Source organism: Microcoleus sp. B4-C2, from assembly GCF_036705265.1.
Classification (GTDB): Bacteria; Cyanobacteriota; Cyanobacteriia; order Cyanobacteriales; family Microcoleaceae; genus Microcoleus.
The window spans coordinates 1-19344 of sequence record NZ_JAUBUB010000112.1 but is presented as its reverse complement, the minus strand read 5'-3'; the positions used below and the strand labels follow the sequence as shown (position 1 = coordinate 19344).

The 19344-nt window shown below is 45.3% G+C and carries 15 protein-coding genes; 4 read left to right on the top strand and 11 right to left on the bottom strand.

What is annotated here, in order from left to right:
* Positions 1-273: 273 nt before the first annotated feature.
* The 4 genes from QUB20_RS24670 to QUB20_RS24655 are packed head-to-tail and all read right to left on the bottom strand — an operon-like array spanning position 274 to position 5245.
* On the bottom strand, positions 274-1380 hold the full coding sequence (locus tag QUB20_RS24670) for a hypothetical protein (protein ID WP_333250188.1): 1107 nt from the start codon (positions 1378-1380) through the stop codon (positions 274-276).
* Positions 1377-3272 (bottom strand): CHAT domain-containing protein, encoded by a 1896-nt coding sequence (locus QUB20_RS24665; protein ID WP_333250186.1) that lies wholly within the window; start codon positions 3270-3272, stop codon positions 1377-1379. Before QUB20_RS24665 ends, QUB20_RS24670 begins: the two co-directional genes overlap by 4 nt.
* Positions 3273-3303: 31 nt before the next feature.
* Positions 3304-4464, bottom strand: a complete 1161-nt coding sequence (locus tag QUB20_RS24660) for a DUF1822 family protein (protein ID WP_333250184.1) — start codon at positions 4462-4464, stop codon at positions 3304-3306.
* Positions 4454-5245 carry a sigma-70 family RNA polymerase sigma factor gene (locus QUB20_RS24655; protein WP_333209067.1) on the bottom strand — a complete coding sequence of 264 codons (792 nt, stop codon included), beginning with the start codon at positions 5243-5245 and terminating at the stop codon, positions 4454-4456. The genes QUB20_RS24660 and QUB20_RS24655 overlap by 11 nt, the downstream gene beginning before the upstream one ends.
* A 925-nt stretch (positions 5246-6170) precedes the next feature.
* Between QUB20_RS24655 and QUB20_RS24650 the strand changes: the two genes are divergently transcribed.
* Positions 6171-6656, top strand: coding sequence for a hypothetical protein (locus QUB20_RS24650; RefSeq protein WP_333291722.1), 486 nt, complete (start codon positions 6171-6173; stop codon positions 6654-6656).
* Between the two features lie 208 nt (positions 6657-6864).
* Here QUB20_RS24650 and QUB20_RS24645 read toward each other — a convergent pair whose 3' ends face one another.
* The 3 genes from QUB20_RS24645 to cobU form a co-directional block, all read right to left on the bottom strand.
* Positions 6865-8934, bottom strand: a complete 2070-nt coding sequence (locus QUB20_RS24645) for an AarF/ABC1/UbiB kinase family protein (RefSeq protein ID WP_333250180.1) — start codon at positions 8932-8934, stop codon at positions 6865-6867.
* A gap of 79 nt (positions 8935-9013) precedes the next feature.
* Positions 9014-9436: a hypothetical protein gene (locus tag QUB20_RS24640; RefSeq protein WP_333250178.1), complete on the bottom strand. Its 423-nt coding sequence runs from the start codon at positions 9434-9436 to the stop codon at positions 9014-9016.
* Positions 9437-9716: 280 nt separating this feature from the next.
* Entirely contained in the window at positions 9717-10292 is a 576-nt protein-coding gene (cobU, locus tag QUB20_RS24635) for a bifunctional adenosylcobinamide kinase/adenosylcobinamide-phosphate guanylyltransferase (RefSeq protein WP_333250176.1), read from the bottom strand.
* A 309-nt stretch (positions 10293-10601) separates the two neighbouring features.
* Here cobU and QUB20_RS24630 point away from each other — a divergent pair, with 309 nt between their 5' ends.
* Positions 10602-11573 carry a glycosyltransferase gene (locus tag QUB20_RS24630; RefSeq protein WP_333250174.1) on the top strand — a complete coding sequence of 324 codons (972 nt, stop codon included), beginning with the start codon at positions 10602-10604 and terminating at the stop codon, positions 11571-11573.
* Here the strand turns inward: QUB20_RS24630 and QUB20_RS24625 are convergent.
* Entirely contained in the window at positions 11570-11788 is a 219-nt protein-coding gene (locus QUB20_RS24625; RefSeq protein ID WP_333055490.1) for a hypothetical protein, read from the bottom strand. The genes QUB20_RS24630 and QUB20_RS24625 overlap by 4 nt on opposite strands.
* Between QUB20_RS24625 and QUB20_RS24620 the strand changes: the two genes are divergently transcribed.
* The gene (locus tag QUB20_RS24620) at positions 11697-12632 is read left to right on the top strand and encodes a glycosyltransferase family 2 protein (RefSeq protein ID WP_333250190.1); all 936 of its coding nucleotides are present in this window, start codon (positions 11697-11699) and stop codon (positions 12630-12632) included. The two genes, QUB20_RS24625 and QUB20_RS24620, sit on opposite strands and share 92 nt — an antisense overlap.
* 616 nt (positions 12633-13248) lie before the next feature.
* Here QUB20_RS24620 and QUB20_RS24615 read toward each other — a convergent pair.
* From QUB20_RS24615 to QUB20_RS24605, 3 genes are all read right to left on the bottom strand, one after another.
* Positions 13249-15888: a tetratricopeptide repeat protein gene (locus tag QUB20_RS24615; RefSeq protein ID WP_333250172.1), complete on the bottom strand. Its 2640-nt coding sequence runs from the start codon at positions 15886-15888 to the stop codon at positions 13249-13251.
* Positions 15889-17217 (bottom strand): P-loop NTPase fold protein, encoded by a 1329-nt coding sequence (locus tag QUB20_RS24610; protein ID WP_333250170.1) that lies wholly within the window; start codon positions 17215-17217, stop codon positions 15889-15891.
* Positions 17218-17601: 384 nt separating this feature from the next.
* Positions 17602-18537, bottom strand: a complete 936-nt coding sequence (locus QUB20_RS24605; protein WP_333250167.1) for a cation diffusion facilitator family transporter — start codon at positions 18535-18537, stop codon at positions 17602-17604.
* 55 nt (positions 18538-18592) lie between these two features.
* On the opposite strand from QUB20_RS24605, the gene hpsU reads away from it, so the two are divergent.
* Entirely contained in the window at positions 18593-19270 is a 678-nt protein-coding gene (gene hpsU, locus QUB20_RS24600; protein ID WP_333250165.1) for a hormogonium polysaccharide biosynthesis acetyltransferase HpsU, read from the top strand.
* Positions 19271-19344 lie beyond the last annotated feature (74 nt).

The window sequence follows — 19344 nt, the reverse complement described above, 5'->3', positions numbered from 1 at the left end:
TGATATCAGTCCACTTTAGTGGACTTTTGCTTTGAGGCAGGGAATTCATTCCCGGCCGGAATTAACGTCACAACCCGCGAGTCCGCCAGGGGTTGAAACCCCTGGCTTATAGCGAAAGTCCTCTGAAGAGGACTGTAGAAAAAAGTTTGATATCAGTCCACTTTAGTGGACTTTTGCTTTGAGGCAGGGAATTCATTCCCGGCCGGAATTAACGTCACAACCCGGCCGAAATTAACGTCACAACCCGGCCGGAATTAACGTTACAGGCAGTTACTATTTCCTCTGTTCCCTCCTTTGCAAATCCCGCAATTGCTTCTCAATCTTTTCCACCATTGGCAAATCTCCCAAGGTTGTATATCCATCTTTTGCCATTCGCAAATATTTCATAGCTTCCAGATTATTTCTCATGGCTGAATGAACTTGTCCCAATCCGTATCGAGCGGCCGTCAACTCCTCAATATCGTCAGGTTTCGCCGTATTAATCACCTGGGAATAGTAGACTTCAGCCTGGGGAACCAGTTGTAGCTTTTCTAGATACAAATCGCCCAACGTGCGATAAATGGGCGGTGTTTTCATGCCTGTTTCTTGTAAATTTTCTAAAATTTCTCTTGCTTCGGCAATCAAGTTTGTGTTAAGATAAACGCTAGAAATGGCTAATTTTTTGGCGTTTTCGTTAGGTACTTGTTTGTCGATCGCCCCAACCTCACTTTTCACCCTTTCCACCTCAGTCTCATCCAGCAAGCTAAACTCGATATCCCCCTCCCCAACAGCACTTTCTGAAGAAACACCCGTATTCGCCTCGACAATCAATCGGTACCTAACACCCGGTTTCAGCGCCGGTTCCCCCGGATACACAGCCTCAGTACCGCTAACAGTCATTTCCCAGTTTAATTTCGCTCCATTTTCCCGGAGGCTCAACTTATAGCTAGTAGCACCAGCAACCGGATTCCACCGCAAAATTGGCTTGCTGTCGAGCAATTTCGTCCGCCGCGGACTGATAATATAAGGAATTGGCGCGCTATTCCAAGCAATTTTATCGTCGCCGCGATCGGGACATTTAATCAAGTCCTTGCTGCAATCAGATTTCGACTCTTCTTTGGCTAACAAACAGCTATTCAATTGATTTTCACTCCCTGCGATCGACTTAATTCCCAAATCTGCACATTGGATAGTCAGTTGTGCGTTTTGTGCTGTTCGCAGTGTGTCTCCCGGATAAATCGGCGTACCGCTGGTAGGGCGGACAATTAGCCCGTTTTGGCGCTCGATCGCAACTTCCCCGCTACTATGGATAATCAGTCCGTTGGATATTCTGTTACTGGCTGCTAGTGCGGTAGTTGCGATCGAGCTTAAAGCTATAGAAACTGCAATCCTGATTTTCACTTGATATTTCCTTTTATTCGTAAATGTTGTTTAGCACTTTGGATACATTGCTCTTGTTCTGGTACGCTAGATTTAGAATATTTAATCGTTTTTTCCCAGTGTTCTAACGCTTCATGGGGCTTACCTTTAGTTTCCATAACCCGTGCTAAAAAACAGTGAGCTTCCGGGCTATTGTCTGTCAATCCAATTGCTGTTTGAAAATCTATCTCTGCATCGTCATACTGCTGTTCTTTGAACCGTATCCAGCCACGATTTTTGATACAAGCAGCTTTTACACCGTCGTATTTAGCGTGTTCTAAACAAAGGTTGATCGCCTTTAAAGCTGCTTGATGTTTATCCTTGCGAATGAATAATTTAGATATTTGAGCAGAAGCATCAGGAAGTCCTCGCAATACAGCATTTTGCATGGCCTCTAACGCACCGCGATCGTCATTCAATTCGTCGCACAACATAGCTAAATTATAGTAAGGCTGTGCATAATTAAGGTTAATTAAACTTGCTAATTTGTAGAATTTTTTCGCAATTAAAGGTTTATTTTGACGGTGGTTTTCCATGCCAATTTGATTAGCAACTGGGGCAAGTATCGGGCCCATTAACATATAACTGCTAGCGGTAGTAGCTAAACCGATTCCCAGGCGCTGCATCAAATTAGAAATAAAAATAGAGATATCGTTGTTTGGGCGATCGTCCCCAGTATCACCCAAAACATCGGCCACAGACACAAGCAGGCGATTCCCGACGGGATAGCTGCGCCGCGCGTGCTTTAATTGCAGTAAAGTCAACCCCTCAAAAGTTGGCTGCTGACAGAGCACTGGTATCGCACTCGCACCGGGAAACTGAGATTCCCATTTCTGTAAATAATCCTTAGCTTTTCGTACTGCTAAAAACAAAGGATATTCTTTGCTTAAATATCCGAATAAAGACTTAACAAAATCGTGAGCAATTTTATCTGGTATCGGCGCACGCATCACAATCATTGACGGTAAAGGCAAGCCTCCAGCTACTAAATCTGCTGCCAATTGGAGGCTAGAACACGAGTTTAAAATTAGCAACTCCAATCCTTGAAAAATTGATTTTTCCAACCCCTCTTTTAAATAGTCTATTGTGACAGTATTATCGCAATCTGCTTCATTAATATGCAGCCATCCATTGACAGCATTGCTATTGCTATGCCCGCCGTAATATAAAATCTGCCAATTTTTTTCATCCTCTAACAACTTCTCGCGTAGCTTTTCCGGTGTTGGCTGTTGCATAAATTCTAACTTGCAGCGATCGCCAAAAGACATTTGAAGACTTTTCTCATCTTGTTTCAGATCGAGTCCGTCACTATTACCGGAGACACATAAAATTCTACCTCGCGAAGGCAGAGGCATTCCGCCTGTAGTTGCCTTTTTGAGAGCTTTTCTATACTGGGACGGACTTTTAATTATTTCACAGTTTTTGTAATCTTCGCGAAATTTCCACGCATCCCAAGGCAGATGCCAATTTTCCGAATCTTTGATTTCGAGAAATACTTCAAAGCACCGATCTCGACCACCAAACGCATCAACTACATTTCTAAAATTATGCTCAATTCCCGCATAAAACTCCTCACTACTCAGCCACAGCCTCATAGATTCATTCAAATATTGATAGATCAATTGAGGATTATCTTCACAAATATTGGTTGTCCCTGTAGCCTTAACTTTAATTCTAGAAAGGATGTTGCTAGATTTTCCCGCACGACAAATAAGTTGCCATCTTTTTTGCAGATCATCAACTTCCGGGGCTGGTGGCAAACTTCCTTTAAATTTATGAACTGTTGTTTGGTTTTCTTGAAACTCCCCTGTGATGTCGGGAAAACCCTTGTGTAAATCCCCAATCCCTAAACCCAAGATAAATCTTAAGCTCATAAATTAGACGCGAGTAGAGTTAATCGAGATATCATACCACAAAATTTTCTGTGACGCTGAAATCATCTAAAGCTACTCGAATACTAAAACTCTCGTCTCGATCGACCTCAATATCCTTCAGCAAAATGTACCTCTCCTGAATCCTTGATTGTGACTCGGTTAGATTTTTACCGATGTCGGAGATTAAGGAAAGTTTAATATTCTGGGGCAGGTAACGTTCTCCGATCGCCGGATGCAGTTGAACGTGAACTCTGACAGTGCGATCGCTCTCTTCAGCAATCGCCACCAACAAAGCCACCGTTGTCCTTCCCAGCCGCATTCCCAAGTCAATCAACTTAGCCCGCGTGACATCGGCTTCGGGAAACCTATTGATGCTACTTTGACTGCCTTGTAACGCAGATTCTTCTCTCGAATTTCCACCTCCTCGTAATGCAAAACTGGGGGTTTCGTCAGGAGAAATCAAGTTTTTTAAATTTTGTTTACCTCGATCCAATTGCTGCAAACATCTGTCTACAAAATTTTGCCACCAATTGCCTAACTGAGATTCAACCGGATTTTGAATCTCCACCTGAGAAGTTTGTGTCTGCTGGTTAAATACCGCTTCAAAAGGCAGCCAATCAGCCGTAAATACATTCATCAACCACTGACTGAGGTTAATTTGAGATTCCAACAAATGTTCTAGATGCCCTAAAAAATCATCCAGGGAATGCAATTCGCTCAATACTAATTCCCCCGCATCCGCATTGGGAGAAAAACCAAGCAATCTCGCTTCCTTTTCCTCCTCATCAATTTCTACAGCAATATAGCCAATGCGTTCTGCCCTTGCTTCCACCGGCACCGGGCAAATCTCAGGCGGATGTGCAGATGAATTCTGGTTGCCAGTTTCTTGAGTTTGAGGTCGATTTTTAATTGGACGGCATTCGATTTTTCCCAATCCTTTAACATACAAATCTCCCGCATCTGCAAACAGGCGAATTACGGGATTCCAGCTATCGCATTCAGTCAAGTCAGTCTCAATATCGATGATTTTTAGATAATCGCGAACTGCCAGCACTGCCAAAGTATTGAGATAAACTTGCTCGTGCCTTTGCGGGTGGCGCTGTTGGGTGGCAAACTGCTGAGCAACTTGCAGTGCCTTCTGAGTAATTGGCATTGGCAAAGATTCGATTTCCCAAAGGTTGTTATGGTTCATTGTTTTGGTACACTCCTGGTATATTTAAAGTTTGATATCCTTGGTCTTCGCAAAATTTTTGCAGCAGATGACGGCAGTCATTGTTGAACAATTGATATAAAGTAGAATGGGCGCAGCCAAACTCTTTGGCGAGTTCTTTAAGACTTTGACCGTACAAACATTTTCGCTGCAATAAAACTTGACAATTTATCTGCGGTTTGCCTCTAACGTGTCTGCTTTTTAACTCGTTATTTGGATCGGTTTCTATCCATGCGAGAAGTTCGTCCAAATAGAAACTTACATCATAATCGGCGGCGAGATAGTCAATGGGATTGATGGTTTCTTTGTCTTGTTTTCCTTCTGAGGACGCTATTCGACGGCGGTTTGGTGTCTCACTTTCTTTTATTGGGGCCAGACGACAATCAAAAAGCCGCCTTTCGAGATAGCTATTTAACCAAGTAGTAATCAGGCTTTCTTCGGGATCGTAAGGTCGTTTTGCTGTGGTAGCTTCACATAAATTTCGATTGAGATAGATCCAGGTTTCTTGCAATGCCTCTTCATAGTAAGGTGTTTTTGGTTTCCAGAGTTTGCCGGATTTGATAATCTCTCGAATTAGTTGATTCAAGAAACGACTTCGCCTGATACTGCCGGGGGGCTGCTGGCAAGCTTTGGTGACGAGTTCGACGATTTGCTGGTGTGCGGGATCTCGATCGAACTTTTCCGATTTTACTGAGCACCCAACAGCATCGGTTTCGTCGGATAAGTGGTCTTCCCCCTCGGAGGGGTTGGATTTATCAGTCATAGTTAAGTGCGGCCGCAACTTTGTTCCTACATTTATTTATCAGGGTAAGTTGGAGGAATTTATGCGAAATTCAGAAATTTTTTTCAGAGGATGGTTGAAAGTCTTGCTGTGCGGTGGATTGGGCAGTTGAATTAGATGTGAATTTTTGTTAAGACGCATCAAAACCTGCATAAACCGGGTTTTTGCGATTTATGCAGGTTTGTAACGAAGTCTTCTGCGAAAAACCCGGTTTCTGACCACCCGTGCGTTATTCGATCGCCCTTAAATCCCCAAAACACCCGTGGTTCCGTAATCTCACCAGTGTTTGTCAAACTTTATCAAAAAAAACTTGAGAGTTTTGCATAAAACTACCGAGCTCACCCTGATAAATAAACAGGAACAACAAAAAGGCTTGAGGGGCGATCGATCTTTAGTGTTAACAAGCAGATCGATCGCGCAATCCGGCTATCTCGCAATCCCGAACTCCGGCTCTTGTTGAAACAAGAGCCTCAAAGCGAAAGTCGTCGGTCGCCGACTGAAGAATTTACCAGTCCTCTTTGAGAGGACTTTCGCTATGAGGCGGGGAATTCATTCCCCGCCGGATTCTGGGAAAGCGCGTTATTCGATCGCCCTTAAATCCCCAAAACACCCGTGGTTCCGTACTTCCACGCAGTCTTTGCCAAACTCGACCAAAAAAACTGGAGAGTTTTGCATAAAACTACCGAGCTCAACCTGATAAATAAATAGAAAGAACAAAAAGGCTTGAGGGGCGATCGATCTTTGGAATGAGAATTAAATAACTTCCACAAGTTTGTGGGATGGGCCTAAGAGCCCGTCCTTTTTGGATGGGCTCTTAGGCCCATCCCACTTTCAAGAGTGGAAGTTATTTAATTCTCATTCCTTAGCAAAAGGCAGTAGCTTCAACATTAATCAAAACCAACAAATTGTGGTAATCAAGTCCCCTTACGACGACGAGATTTCTACTTGGAATACTAAACTCAATCAAACCTACATTCCTTACGGTAGAGAAGGAAGAATAGGACAACAACGTCAAGCAGTTGAAGATAGTAATGCTGGCAGCAATAGGGTTTTGCGTAGTGCGTCCAAAGCTTCTGAATACTATGATAATGCTTCTTGGGACTTGCTCGATGCTCTCGAAAGCGGCACAGTTAAACTAGAGGCAATATCAGATGATAATTTACCCGAAATCATGCGAGGGATGACGCTAACAGAAAAGAGAGCATATGTTGCTGGAAAGAAAACCGAAAGAGAAGCGATTAAAAAGACCATCCGCGACTTATCTCAGAAGCGTACAGCATATATTGAACAACAGCGCCAATCTAGTACCAATAGTGGTGAAAATACTCTCGATCGCGTAATGATTCAAAGTCTCCGCCAGCAATTAGCCGCTAAAGGATTCAAGCTTAATTAAAAGAACGCAGACGACATTTCATCTGCGTTCATCTGTGTTTATCTGCTAATATCTGCGGTCAAAAAATCCCAATCTCCCAATTTAATATCATGGTCGATCGACCACGCTCAAAAGCTGGGGCGGGTTTACAGAATCTCTCGTTTCTATTGTAGATATTGGTGAACCCGCCCCTACAGGAATTATGGTCAATTCGCCTGACATGAGATAACTACTTCGCCGCAGGTAAAGACAACTGAGGCGAAGTTTTAGGGTAGCTTCCATTCACGGGAATCGCATCCGGTTCCTGCGAAAGCAAAAACTCGCGAATAACCCTAGCAACTGCTCTTTGAGCTAAACCGCCGACTACTTTCTGCCCCATATTCTGCACTTGGGGTTTCACCAACAACTGCGGCAATAGCTGCAATACTTTCGTCCCGTCAAAACCGGGAGTGGATTGCAAAATATCCCAAATCCGCTTGATGTGTTCTAAGTTTTTTTGTTCAGTTGGTGAAACCACCGGTTGATTTGCCTTGACTCCAAACCATTCGCCCACGACTGCTTTGGCGTTAGCAAAAGCATTGCTCGAAAGTGTGTCAAGACTTTTGACTAATTCCAGGACAATACGATCGCGAATGAAATCTCCTCTTTCGGAAAATAAATATTCTAATGCTTGGTTCAAGATTTTGCTGACATCGTAATCCTCGCTCTCGCGGGCATTGTTGAGCAAGTTTTCTAAGCGGTTCCAGCGGAATTCGCCTTGTTTGAACAGCAAATCTTGCAGGGATGCTCTCAATTCCGGTGCGGGGTCGCTCAACAGCCGTTTTGCAACGTAAGGATAAGCTTTGCTGAGCACTTTGAATTCTGGATCGACATTAATGGCAATCCCTTCTAAGGTGACGAGCGATCGAATAATCAAAGCATAGTAAGCTGGAACCCGGAAAGGATATTCGTACATCACCGCCGAAAGCTCGTCAGTAATGCTTTTGAAATTGAGTTCGGCAACGCTAGCACCCAAAGCATTGTTAAATACGCCCGCCAAAGCTGGAATAATTGGCGTTAAATCCGTATCTGGCGTTAAAAACTCCAACTTGACATAATCTTTTGCTAAACCTTCAAAGTCGCGGTTCACCAAATGCACCACAGCTTCCAACAAGCCGTATCGCTGATAAGGTTTAACTTCGCTCATCATCCCGAAATCGAGATAAGCTAATTGACCGTCAGGAGTTGCCAAAAGATTGCCGGGATGGGGGTCGGCGTGAAAGAAACCGTGTTCTAGAAGTTGTCTGAGAGAGCACTGCACCCCCACTTCAATTAAGTAAGGAGCGTCGATTCCTTGAGCTTTAACGGCCTCTAAATTCGTAAGTTTGATGCCGGTGATCCACTCCATTGTTAAGACGCGGCGGCGGGTATATTCCCAGTAGATGCTGGGAACATAAATGTCTTTGATGTGGCCGTATAGTTGGGCAAACCGTTCGGCATTTTGACCTTCGTGGGTGTAGTCCATTTCTTCGTAAATGCGCTCGCCCAACTCGTCCATAATTGCTGCGAGGTCACTGCGAATTATTTTGAAGGTGTTTTGCGCCCAAACTGCAACGCGCCGCAGGATGTAAATATCTAAGCCGATGTTTTCGGCTAAACCCGGTCGCTGGACTTTGATTGCGACTGTTTCTCCGGTTTTGAGTTTGCCTTTGTAGACTTGTCCGAGAGATGCTGCTGCGATCGGATCGGGGCTGATTTCTGCGTAGATGTCTTTGGGGTGGGCGCCCAATTCTTCTTGGATGAATTGATATGCTACTTCGTTGGGAAATGCTGGCAATTGGTCTTGCAGCGTTGTTAGTTCTTCTAAATATACTGGCGGTACTAAGTCGGGGCGTGTTGAGAGTGCTTGTCCGATTTTGATGAAAGCTGGGCCGAGTTGACCCAGAATTTCTCGCAGTCGGACGGCGCGGCGCTTTTCGTTGGTGGCGGTACGACCTGTTTTGCCGTCGAACCACACACTGAAGGCAAAGCTAAAAAATGTCCAAACAACGCTCGACAGCCTTCCCCAGACTTGTAGAGGTCGATTTCGGTACAGGGCTGCGATCGCCACTGGATCGTACCGAACAGCATCTCCGGCTAACTCGAAAGCTATGTCTCTGGCTGATTTGAGCCGATCGTCCGTTACGAGCTCCGTCTCTAGTGATACTGGTACTGCTTGCAGGGGAATTGTATTTGCATCTTGGAGATTGCTTAGTACAGCCTGAGTCCCTGAATTTACATAAGTTGGCGGGGAGGCTGGCGATACTGTCTTGACATTCATAAATCAGACCTAGTGTGAAGCATTGTAAATATATTGTAACAATTTAAGGAAGAAGACCCTTCTTCCTTCTTATATATACTTACTCGCCGCTGGATCTTTGGAGTCGATCGCGAATGCCTGATAGTTGCGATTGGCTGCTGACTGGCGATCGAGGTTGGGGCATTTCGGTATCGGGCCAGTTCGGTAAGTCGTTACAGGGACAGAACTCCGGGGGCATTCCGGTTTGTTTGAACACTACGGGCATAGCGCAGCGCGCGCAGGGACTGATTTCCCAAGCTGGTGTCAGCAGTTTGGCAATTGTTTCGTTTGTGCCTTCGAGGTAACAGTCTCCGCTGTCGCGGGAGATGATTTTTTGCCAGCAGTCTTCAAATTCCTGGCTGTAGCGATCGCCCGCATTTACCGATTTGGGCTCCAGCGCTTCGGAACCGTTGCGAATTAATACTTTTTTGCCTAACTGAAACCAGTAAGCAATATATTTTCTTACTTCACTATCTGATGCCATAACTTTTAGTCAACCCTTCAACTAATTGATTAGTTTAGACTTTTAATTGGAAATTCCTACTCTTTCTTAAGAGACATTTTATCTTTTACAGAATTTCAAAATTTGGCTATTCCTCATGTCAAATTGTTGAGCTGTCCCCCAAGTGAGTATGTTTTTTGACTAATTTATGTGAGTCTTGAATTTTCAATCTTACTTAATGAAAATTCTACCTGATGTTCAGTTAAAATTGTCGTTCGGGAAACCGATATATTTTCTCTCTTGTCGATCGCGACTCCGGCTGTTAATTTTTCGCTACGGGCGGCAGCGGTGTACCCAGAGCCCTTAGATCCAAGGCGTAACCTCCGGTGGCGAGATAAACAGTATCGGCGATCGCCCCGATGTGGCGCACGAGAGTGCCGAGGCGATCGCGAAACAGCCGCCCCGCCGGATAAGCAGGCACAACACCCCATCCGGTTTCTTCCCCTACCAAAATTACATCAGCCGCCGCCGACTTCAAACAGGCGAGCAAATCTTGCTGCGTAGTAGCCCAAACAGCAGCTTCTTGTTCCAAAAGATTTGCCGTCCAAGTTCCCAGGGAATCAATCAACAAGCAATCCGACGGCTTGCTGGCTTGCAAAACGGCCGATAATTCGATCGGCACTTCTAGAGTTGCCCAATCAACAGGACGGCGATTTCGGTGCTGTTCGAGGCGACGCAGCCACTCCAAATCCGTTTCATCAACCTGGCCGGTAGCCACATAAATTACTTGTTTTCCCGAACCCGCCGCCAGAGTTTCGGCCCATTCACTTTTGCCGCTTCGGGCCGGTCCAGTTACTAAGATTAATTGTCTAGATGTGGTGGGTTCTGAGTTACTCATTAGTCAGTCGATTTTAGATTTTAGATTTTAGATTTTAGATTTACTCCACAACAAATGATTTGGGGAGATTGAAGTTTGGTTAAAATTTTTGGGCTGCTCACGACTAATGTTGCGGGCTTGTCTCCCTTCTTTGGGCGGGGTCACATACAAAGGATTAAACATAATTCCCAATTGCCAATTCCCAATTAGCAATTACCAATTATGATTTAAACGGCCAACTACCAAATGCTTTTTAAGCGATAATAGCATTGATGAGACAATATCAGAGTAAGTCGATCGAGAACCCCCGTATTTCCCAAGCTGTTATTTATGCCAGATCGTCCTCAGATATCAGCGATTATTTGCACCCACAATCGCGCCGCCTATTTAGGTGGGGCGATCGACAGCTTGCTGGTACAGGATTTTCCCGACAACTTTGAAGTAGTAGTAGTGGATAACGCTTCTAGCGATTATGCAAGCCCCGAAAGTTCCACTTCGCGCACCCGCGAGGTGGTAGAAGCAAGACTGGGGGATGGCCGCCTCAAGTACGTCTGGGAACCCGAAATCGGTCTGTCAGTAGCCCGGAACACCGGCGCAAAGGAAGCTGGCAGCGAAATATTGGCTTATCTCGACGACGACGCTATTGCTGAGCCGAATTGGCTCAGGGTGCTGCACGCGGCTTATCAAAGCAATCAAAAACTCGCCGTAGCTGGTGGCAAAGTCAATTTGCTCTGGCCTTCTGCAGTCAGCCCGCCCGAATGGCTGTCACCCGGATTGGCCCAGAACTTGGGAGCATATGATTTAGGCGATACTTGCCTGTACGTGACTGCTGCCGGTTTGACTCCCAGGGGGGTAAACTACTCAATCCGGCGCGCTTTTCTCGAACAAATTGGCGGCTTCGATGTCAAACTCGGTAGAGTCGGCAAAAAGTTGCTGTCAAATGAAGAGTTGCGGGCCACAGAATTAGCTTTAGAGTTAGGTTGGCAAGTAGTTTATCTACCGGAGGCCCTGGTGCTTCACCATGTCGCGACAGAAAGGCTCAACAAAGCTTGGTTTCTAGAGCGCGGGTGGTGGCAAGGCATCAGCGAGTGTTATCGCGAACAATTGTCCGATCGAGCCGGTATTGCTCAGCTTGGGCGGGGGGGTGAAAGAATCTTGAGGGGTGTCTGGAAGTCTTTTAAATATATTAGAGATCCAGGGCTGCGCTTTGAAAATTTCGTTTTTGCCTGGGGTCAAATCGGTTATTTGATCGCAGCCATCCGCGGCCTGATTTTTGCACCGAAATCGACCAGCAGGCATTAGGCTATAGGCAATATCCCTCGCTGCTCAAGTCGTCGGCCCTGCTGTGCCGATCGCACTTCATCCACAAAAAACTCGACCGCATTCAGGTTCAAGCACTCGATTATGACATCTAGTTCATCCAAGATTCCGGTTTCAGTTCTCATTCCGGCAAAAGACGAAGAACTTAATCTACCAGCGTGTCTGGCCAGCATTGCTAGGGCGGATGAAGTTTTCATGGTTGATTCCCAAAGCAGCGATCGCACCGTAGAAATTGCCATCAGCACCGGCGCAAAAGTAGTGCAATTCTACTTCGACAACCGCTGGCCGAAAAAGAAAAATTGGTCTTTGGACAATCTGCCCTTTCGCAACGAATGGGTATTAATTGTCGATTGCGACGAGCGCATTCCGCCGGAACTTTGGGACGAAATCGCGCAGGCGATCGAAGACCCCAATTTTGACGGCTACTACCTCAACCGCAAAGTCTTCTTTTTAGGTCAGTGGCTGCGTTATGGCGGCAGATATCCCGACTGGAATTTGCGTTTGTTCAAGCATCAAAAAGGCCGCTACGAAAATCTCGGAACTGAATCCGTTCCCAATACTGGCGACAACGAAGTTCACGAACACGTCATTTTAGCCGGTCAAGTCGGCTACTTAAAAACTGACATGATCCACGAGGATTACCGCGATTTATTTCACTGGATAGAACGGCACAACCGCTATTCTAATTGGGAAGCTCGTGTTTATTACAATATTATTGAAGGCCGCGACGACAGCGGCACTATTGGCGCTCACTTATTTGGAGATGCTGTGCAGCGGAAACGCTTTCTCAAAAAAGTTTGGGTGCGGTTGCCGTTTAAACCAATGCTCAGATTTATTTTATTTTACTTCATTCAGCTCGGCTTTTTGGATGGAAAAGCTGGCTATATTTATGCAAGGTTATTGAGTCAATATGAGTATCAAATTAATGCAAAACTTTACGAGTTGCGTTGTTGTGGCGGTCAGTTGAATGTGGCCGAACCTGAGCCTACTTTGTCGCCACCAGTAGTTATCAGTCAGGAGACTGAAGTGAAATTGCCGTGAGAATATCTGTTAGTCCGCGTGGACGAAAGTTTGTGTAGCCGCAGTTTCAACCGCCGGCTTTATGCACAAAAGAAGTACAATTTATGGCAAAATAAGAATTACTCATTTAATTGATCGCTCTTATCCCAATGGCTATCGTTTGACATTTACCCAGGAGTACCATTAACACTGGTACTTATTTACATAAGCACGAAAAAACTGGACAATTTTTGTCAGGATTGCTAAAGACCGATCGCAGTAAAGCCAGCCCAGTAATGAGGTTCAGCAAAGGAAAACGGCTTGCGATTCAGTGTGCCATTCAGAGGAGCTTGATTGCGAGTTCGTTCCTTTGGGGGCACTTACTCAAATGTTTGAGCGATTTCGGGTTTGAGGTCTTCTAAGACGGCTTCCAGCTTCTCTGAGGTCAGATTCCGCAGCCATTGTTGTGCCTCATTGAGAGCAGTAACGGTTGACAAAGTTTTTATGTTTTCATAGAACCGAATCCGTTGATTCTTTTACGGTAGGCTTCTCCCAGATTATGTTGCGTTATTGCCCAATCTTGGGGAAAAGCTTCACGGGTGTAAACATCGAGGGCGGCGGTGTAAAATGCGATCGCCAGTTCGATATTCTCTGCTTTCTATGCCCTAATTCTGTCAGAGTAGGCTGTGGCTAGATTATTTTGCGTCTGATCCCATTGTTCGGGAAACGCTTCGCGGGTGTAGACGGATAATGCAGCAGTGAAAGATGCGATGGCCCGTTCGATATTCTCTGCTTTCTCTCCCCTGATTCTCTTACGGTAGGCTTCTCCCAGATTATTTTGCGTCAGGGCCCAATATTCGGGAAAAGCATCACGGGTGAGGACGGATAATGCAGCAGTGAAATATGCGATCGCCAGTTCGATATTCTCTGCTTTATCTCCCCTGATTCTGACACAGTAGGCATTTGCCAGATTATTTTGCGTCATAGCCCATTTTTCGGGAAAGGCCTCGCGGGTGCGGACGGTTAATGCAGCAGTGTAAGATGCGATCGCAACTTCGATATTCTCTGCTTTCTCTCCCCTGATTCTGTCAAAGTAGGCAACTCCCAGATTATTTTGTGTCAGGGCCCAATCTTGGGGAAAAGCATCACGGGTGAGGACGGATAATGCAGCAGTGTAAGATGCGATCGCAACTTCGATATTCTCTGCTTTCTCTCCCCTGATTCTGTTACTGTAGGCTGTTGCTAGATTATTTTGCGTCATAGCCCATTTTTCGGGAAAGGCCTCGCGGGTGCGGACGGATAATGCAGCAGTGTAAGATGCGATCGCCAGTTCGATATTCTCTGCTTTTTCTCCCCTAATTCTGTTACGGTAGGCTGTTGCTAGATTATTTTGCGTCATAGCCCAATATTCGGGAAAAGCTTCGCGGGTGAGGACGGTTAATGCAGCAGTGTAAGATGCGATCGCCAGTTCGATATTCTCTGCTTTCTCTCCCCTGATTCTTTTACAGTAGGCTGTTGCCAGATTATTTTGCGTCTGGGCCCATTTTTGGGGAAAGGCTTCGCGGGTGCGGACGGTTAATGCAGCAGTGTAAAATGCGATAGCCATTTCGATATTCTCTGCTTTCTCTCCCCTAATTCTGTTACCGTAGGCTTCTCCCAGATTATTTTGTGTCAGGGCCCAATATTCGGGAAAAGCATCACGGGTGAGGACGGATAATGCACCAGTGTAAAATGCGATCGCCATTTCGATATTCTGTGCTTTATCTCCCCTGATTCTGTCACTGTAGGCAATTGCCAGATTATTTTGCGTCATAGCCCATTTTTCGGGAAAGGTCTCGCGGGTGCGGACGGATAATGCAGCAGTGCAAGATGCGATCGCCATTTCGATATTCTGAGCTTTCTCTCCCCTGATTCTGTTACGGTAGGCATCTCCCAGATTATTTTGCGTCGCTGCCCAATTTTCGGGAAAGGTATCGCGGGTGTAGACGGTTAATGCAGCAGTGCAAGATGCGATCGCAAATTCGATATTATCAGCCCTCTCTCCCCTGATTCTGTTACTGTAGGCAATTGCCAGATTATTTTGCGTCATAGCCCAATTTTCGGGAAAGGCATCGCGGGTGTAGACGGTTAATGCAGCAGTGAAAGATGCGATCGCAACTTCGATATTATCAGCCCTCTCTCCCCTGATTCTGTTACTGTAGGCAATTGCCAGATTATTTTGCATCTTGGCCCAATCTTCGGGAAAGGTATCGCGGGTGTAGACGGTTAATGCAGCAGTGTAAAATGCGATCGCCCTTTCCAAGTTACTCGCACGATCGCCTTGACGATATTGTTGGTAAATATCCCCCAGTCGCCCCAAAGCAGCCGCCTCTCGTAGGCGATCTTTCAAATTCCTAGCAATTTCTAAAGACTGCTGATAGGGATCAAATACCCGTTCCCACAATCCTAAGTCACGGTAAATATCACCTAACTGTAACAAAGTGTCAGATTGCGCCTGGCGTAAGTTCAATTTTTCTTGTAAGGCAAGTGACTTGTCAAAGAAATGAATTGCCCGATCGATCTCCTGTGAATAATCCTGTGCTTGGCGCGTCTTTACCCGATTTGCATAAGCATTAGCCACTCGATTGTATACGGTTGCTAATGCAGGAGTTTCCCTAGCTTGTTTCTCCAGATTTTCAACCTGTTCTAACAGTTCATCTAGGGGTAAACTCTGTCTTCTCTCTGCCTCAATCAGCAGAGAACTTTCCCCAGTGGTGTTAACCACACCCGTTTCTGGCACCGCAGGCGACACAAATCGAAATACGCCACTCCGCCAACTCCAAAAATCCCGCGCTTCCAGACTCAAGCGACTCAGAATATTTGGTGTTACCCAAAGTACGATCGGAAAAGGAAACTCCCGCAACCCCTCCCGCGTCCATTGCAAATAGCCGAAAAAACGCCTTAACTCGGACTTATGGTTAGAGTCAGCTTGTGACACACTATCCCTCAAAGCCTCCGTTCCCGTTACAGTAATTGCGGCTGATGCGTGGGGCGCTTTTAACTCTGGGCGATCGTTGACAAGTTGCTCCAACGCCCCTCTCAGGCTAGGTTCTTTTTGATTCAAAACCACGCGATAACAGGGGATATGGGCAGCAAGTTCTGCCTCGTAACGATTAATAATCTGGGTTTGAAAATCTCCCGGTTTACAGGAGGCAATCAACAATGACAATACACCTTGACTTGCTTCAATTAAAGAGACAAGGCGATCGTAACTATTTTCATTGATTGATTGATCGTCCACGATCTCACTGTTGAGCATTTACCCCTCCGATCCAATTAGTCCACGCCGCTGCAATATTTCCTGAACTACTGGATGCACTCCAAACCACAAATCGTCGTTGCGATATTCTAAGATGTAGAGCGTGTGCAATAAATCTAGGAAATCCTGATTCATCCCATCTTCTGGTAAATAATTTTCGTAGACCTCCACTAGAATTTGATAGCGGTTTTTTCCCAGGGGTTCTGTTAAATCAATCCGATATTCTTTAATAGCGTTTTTCAAAATCTCAGACGTAATTATCAAATCTTGCTTGTCTGGTGTGCGGCGTAACTGCTTCAAACATAACCCACAGCACTGACTAGCCAAACGAATAAATTCTCGCAATGCACCACCACTTTTGACGATCATCATCTGAGTTGCTTCCGGTTCAATCAACTGCTTGGGGATTCGCTTGTAAAGAATTTCCTTAAATAGTTTTACCGCTTCTGGGACAGGAGAGGCATTTGGAACTCTATCTTCTCCACGCGGAAACAGCTTTGTCGCCCACATGGATTGAATCTTATTATTGGTGGCATTCTCAATAATTCCTCGCAACGACAGATCTCGTGTCGCTGCCATTGGAATTGTATAAATAATCCGAAATTGAGGCTGAAATAACGCACTAATATTATTTCTATAGACACGATCGACAATCTCTAGATCGAGTTTATCAAGATCATCAATCACGACCATAATTTCTTGTCCGCACCCCGCTTGAATCGCGCTAGCGATATCGTTAATCCGATCCACCAAGTCGGATATGCGTCTCGAAAACTCAATCGTAATTTCCTCACGAATCACAGAGTTGGCTTTCAAAGTTGCTTTAAACTTGGCCAATAACTTCACAAACAAAGCATTTGCACCCGCTTCTCCACTCGTTTCTAGCTCAATGCTAGAATCAACTGAACTTCCCTCTGTTCGAGTATGTTTACTAAACCACTGATAAAAAGCTTTTTTTGTTTTAGAACCGATTCTGATCTGGCGTTCTTCTGCTGCTTCCATAAGCTTTACTGCCATAGCAAACAAAATGTTGACATGATTCACATCTGACATTTCAACCACGTCAGAGATTGAAAAGAACACTACAAAGTAGCGATTCTGCGTGTTCTGGCAAAATTGAGCCAGCAATGTCGATTTGCCTGACCCAAGATGCCCCGTAAAAATGATTTTGTTGTCTGCTGAGCAATCTTCAACCAAATGATCCAATTCTTCTAAAATCTCTGTGCCATATTCCACATGAAATTTATTCAGTTGCTGTGGAGTGGTCAAAGGAAGTAACGGAAGATTCTGGAAGGCTTTTTGGAAGGATTCCAGCCGGTTGTTGGTCATAGGGAATATATATGGACTATAACTCTTAGTTTATCACAATTCCCTGTAATCTCACCCCTCTACTGCTAATTATTGGCTTTTCCTTTCCGGTCTCTGCCAACTGTGCCGCTACTTTCTTGAAACTTGCAGAAACCCCCACCCAATCCAGCCGTTCTGAGTTGCCTGTCAAATCTGGGTTTCTTCACCGTTGAGGCAATTCCGCAGGGTGTGAATTAATAGCAGATAGGCTTGAGAGCGGTTTTATTTTATTGTGAGGAGTTGTCAATTACACCGCTCTTTATCTTATCATAATTAGGGGCGGTTTCTCCCGATCACTTCACAATATTTTGATTTTTTACCGCAGATGGTGGCGGATATACGCGGATGGACGCGGATGAAGAGATGTTATTTAATAAGTTCTTCTAGGGATGGGAACAGCAATTTTTCGCCACTCACTTTTTCGCAATCACAAGGCTGTTGACTTGCGGATATTGCTGATACTTTTCCCAGCAGCAATTGGAGGCTTTCGATTAGCAATGGTAGAGTTAATAAAATAATTGATGCAGAGACTAGCAAGCTAATTAAGCCGTCAGCCCAATTCCAGTGCAGCCACGCGACGGCGATCGCAGCTATAATTACTCCAGCCGACGAAAAAATGTCGGCGACTGCGTGCAGAAAGGCGCTTTTGAGGTTCAAGTCGCCGTGACAGCAGGAATGCAAGCAACAAGCATTAATCGAGTTGATGCTTAAACCGACTATGGCGGTAATTAACATCGGGAGCCCTTCTACTTCGGGTGTTGGGGACTGCAAACGGGCGATCGACTCGGCGGCAATCCACAGGGCGATCGCTACTAAACTGATACTATTAATTAAAGCAGCAATAATTTCTGGGCGGGCGGGCAGGATGCCCACCCCACAGGAAGACTCACTGTTCGCTTCACAGGCATCTTGCCTATTCTTAACAATAGTGCCGATGCCCACCCCACTAGAAGACTCACTGTTTGTGGAACAGGCATCTTGCCTGTTCTTAACAATAGTATCCGATCTCAATTCGATCGCACAATCTACGGATTTACTTTTGCGTTTGACTGAGGAGTACCAAGTCGCTGTCAAAGTTATTGCTAAAGCTGCTACATCTGAAAAAACGTGACCCGCATCTGCTAATAGGGACAAACTATGAGAATTAAGTGCGGCGATTAACTCTGCTACAAAAAAGCTGCTAAGCAGTACCAATGCTGTTTGTAAAAGTCGCACTTTGCCAATTCTGGGATTTGTCTTCTCGCATTGTGCGATATCCTTGGCGTTTTCCGAGTCAAAATTGTCCCTAACTAGAAATGTCATGCAGCAGTCCTTAAGGTTAAACTCGATTTTAAATTAAACATTAAATTAACTATCAATGACCGATTATATACCAAATCCGCACCAAGATCCGGAAAATTCGATCGCAAATTCCCCAAATTCTCAAATAAACGATCGTCCAATTAGCGACAATCACGCAAATACTTTGACAGGCGAATCTTTGGTTGATTTGCGGAAGTACGATCAATCAAAGTTCGATCGAGGAAAGCCTACTTGGCTAATTTTGCTTTGGTGGTTGGTGCAGGCGATCGCATTTCCTCTCACTCCACACCCTTTTAACGGCATCAGAAGCGGCTTGCTGCGGTTATTTGGAGCGAAAATAGGTCGGGGTGTGATCATTCGTCCCACGGCTCGTTTTACCTATCCTTGGAAAATTGCCATCGGCGATTACAGTTGGATCGGAGATGATGTTGTATTGTACAGTCTGGATCGAATGGCGATCGGCAAACACTGCGTCATTTCTCAAAAAAGCTACCTCTGCACCGGCACTCATGACCCTCAAGACCCAGCCTTTCGCTTAATCACAGCACCTGTGATCATTAATAACGGCGTTTGGATTGCCGCCGACTGCTTCATTGGCCCTGGTGTCGAAATCGGTGCTAACGCTTTAATCGGAGCTCGCAGCAGCGTCTTTAAAAATATGCCTGCAGGCTTTATTTGCACAGGAACACCTTGTCGTCCCCGCTGTCAGCGAGAAATTAACCAAAGTTCGTAAGGATCGCGAATTAAATAACTTACAATTTTAATTGTTATTGTGGGATGGGCGTCCCGCCCGTCCTTTTTGGACGG

Excerpts from the sequence above, each read along its gene's own strand:
- QUB20_RS24665 (WP_333250186.1), bottom strand. The coding sequence starts at position 3,272 with ATGAGCTTAAGATTTATCTTGGGTTTAGGGATTGGGGATTTACACAAG.
- QUB20_RS24660 (WP_333250184.1), bottom strand. The coding sequence starts at position 4,464 with ATGAACCATAACAACCTTTGGGAAATCGAATCTTTGCCAATGCCAATT.
- QUB20_RS24655 (WP_333209067.1), bottom strand. The coding sequence starts at position 5,245 with ATGACTGATAAATCCAACCCCTCCGAGGGGGAAGACCACTTATCCGAC.
- QUB20_RS24645 (WP_333250180.1), bottom strand. The coding sequence starts at position 8,934 with ATGAATGTCAAGACAGTATCGCCAGCCTCCCCGCCAACTTATGTAAAT.
- QUB20_RS24640 (WP_333250178.1), bottom strand. The coding sequence starts at position 9,436 with ATGGCATCAGATAGTGAAGTAAGAAAATATATTGCTTACTGGTTTCAG.
- cobU (WP_333250176.1), bottom strand. The coding sequence starts at position 10,292 with ATGAGTAACTCAGAACCCACCACATCTAGACAATTAATCTTAGTAACT.
- QUB20_RS24630 (WP_333250174.1), top strand. The coding sequence starts at position 10,602 with ATGCCAGATCGTCCTCAGATATCAGCGATTATTTGCACCCACAATCGC.
- QUB20_RS24625 (WP_333055490.1), bottom strand. The coding sequence starts at position 11,788 with ATGAAAACTTCATCCGCCCTAGCAATGCTGGCCAGACACGCTGGTAGA.
- QUB20_RS24615 (WP_333250172.1), bottom strand. The coding sequence starts at position 15,888 with ATGCTCAACAGTGAGATCGTGGACGATCAATCAATCAATGAAAATAGT.
- QUB20_RS24610 (WP_333250170.1), bottom strand. The coding sequence starts at position 17,217 with ATGACCAACAACCGGCTGGAATCCTTCCAAAAAGCCTTCCAGAATCTT.
- QUB20_RS24605 (WP_333250167.1), bottom strand. The coding sequence starts at position 18,537 with ATGACATTTCTAGTTAGGGACAATTTTGACTCGGAAAACGCCAAGGAT.
- hpsU (WP_333250165.1), top strand. The coding sequence starts at position 18,593 with ATGACCGATTATATACCAAATCCGCACCAAGATCCGGAAAATTCGATC.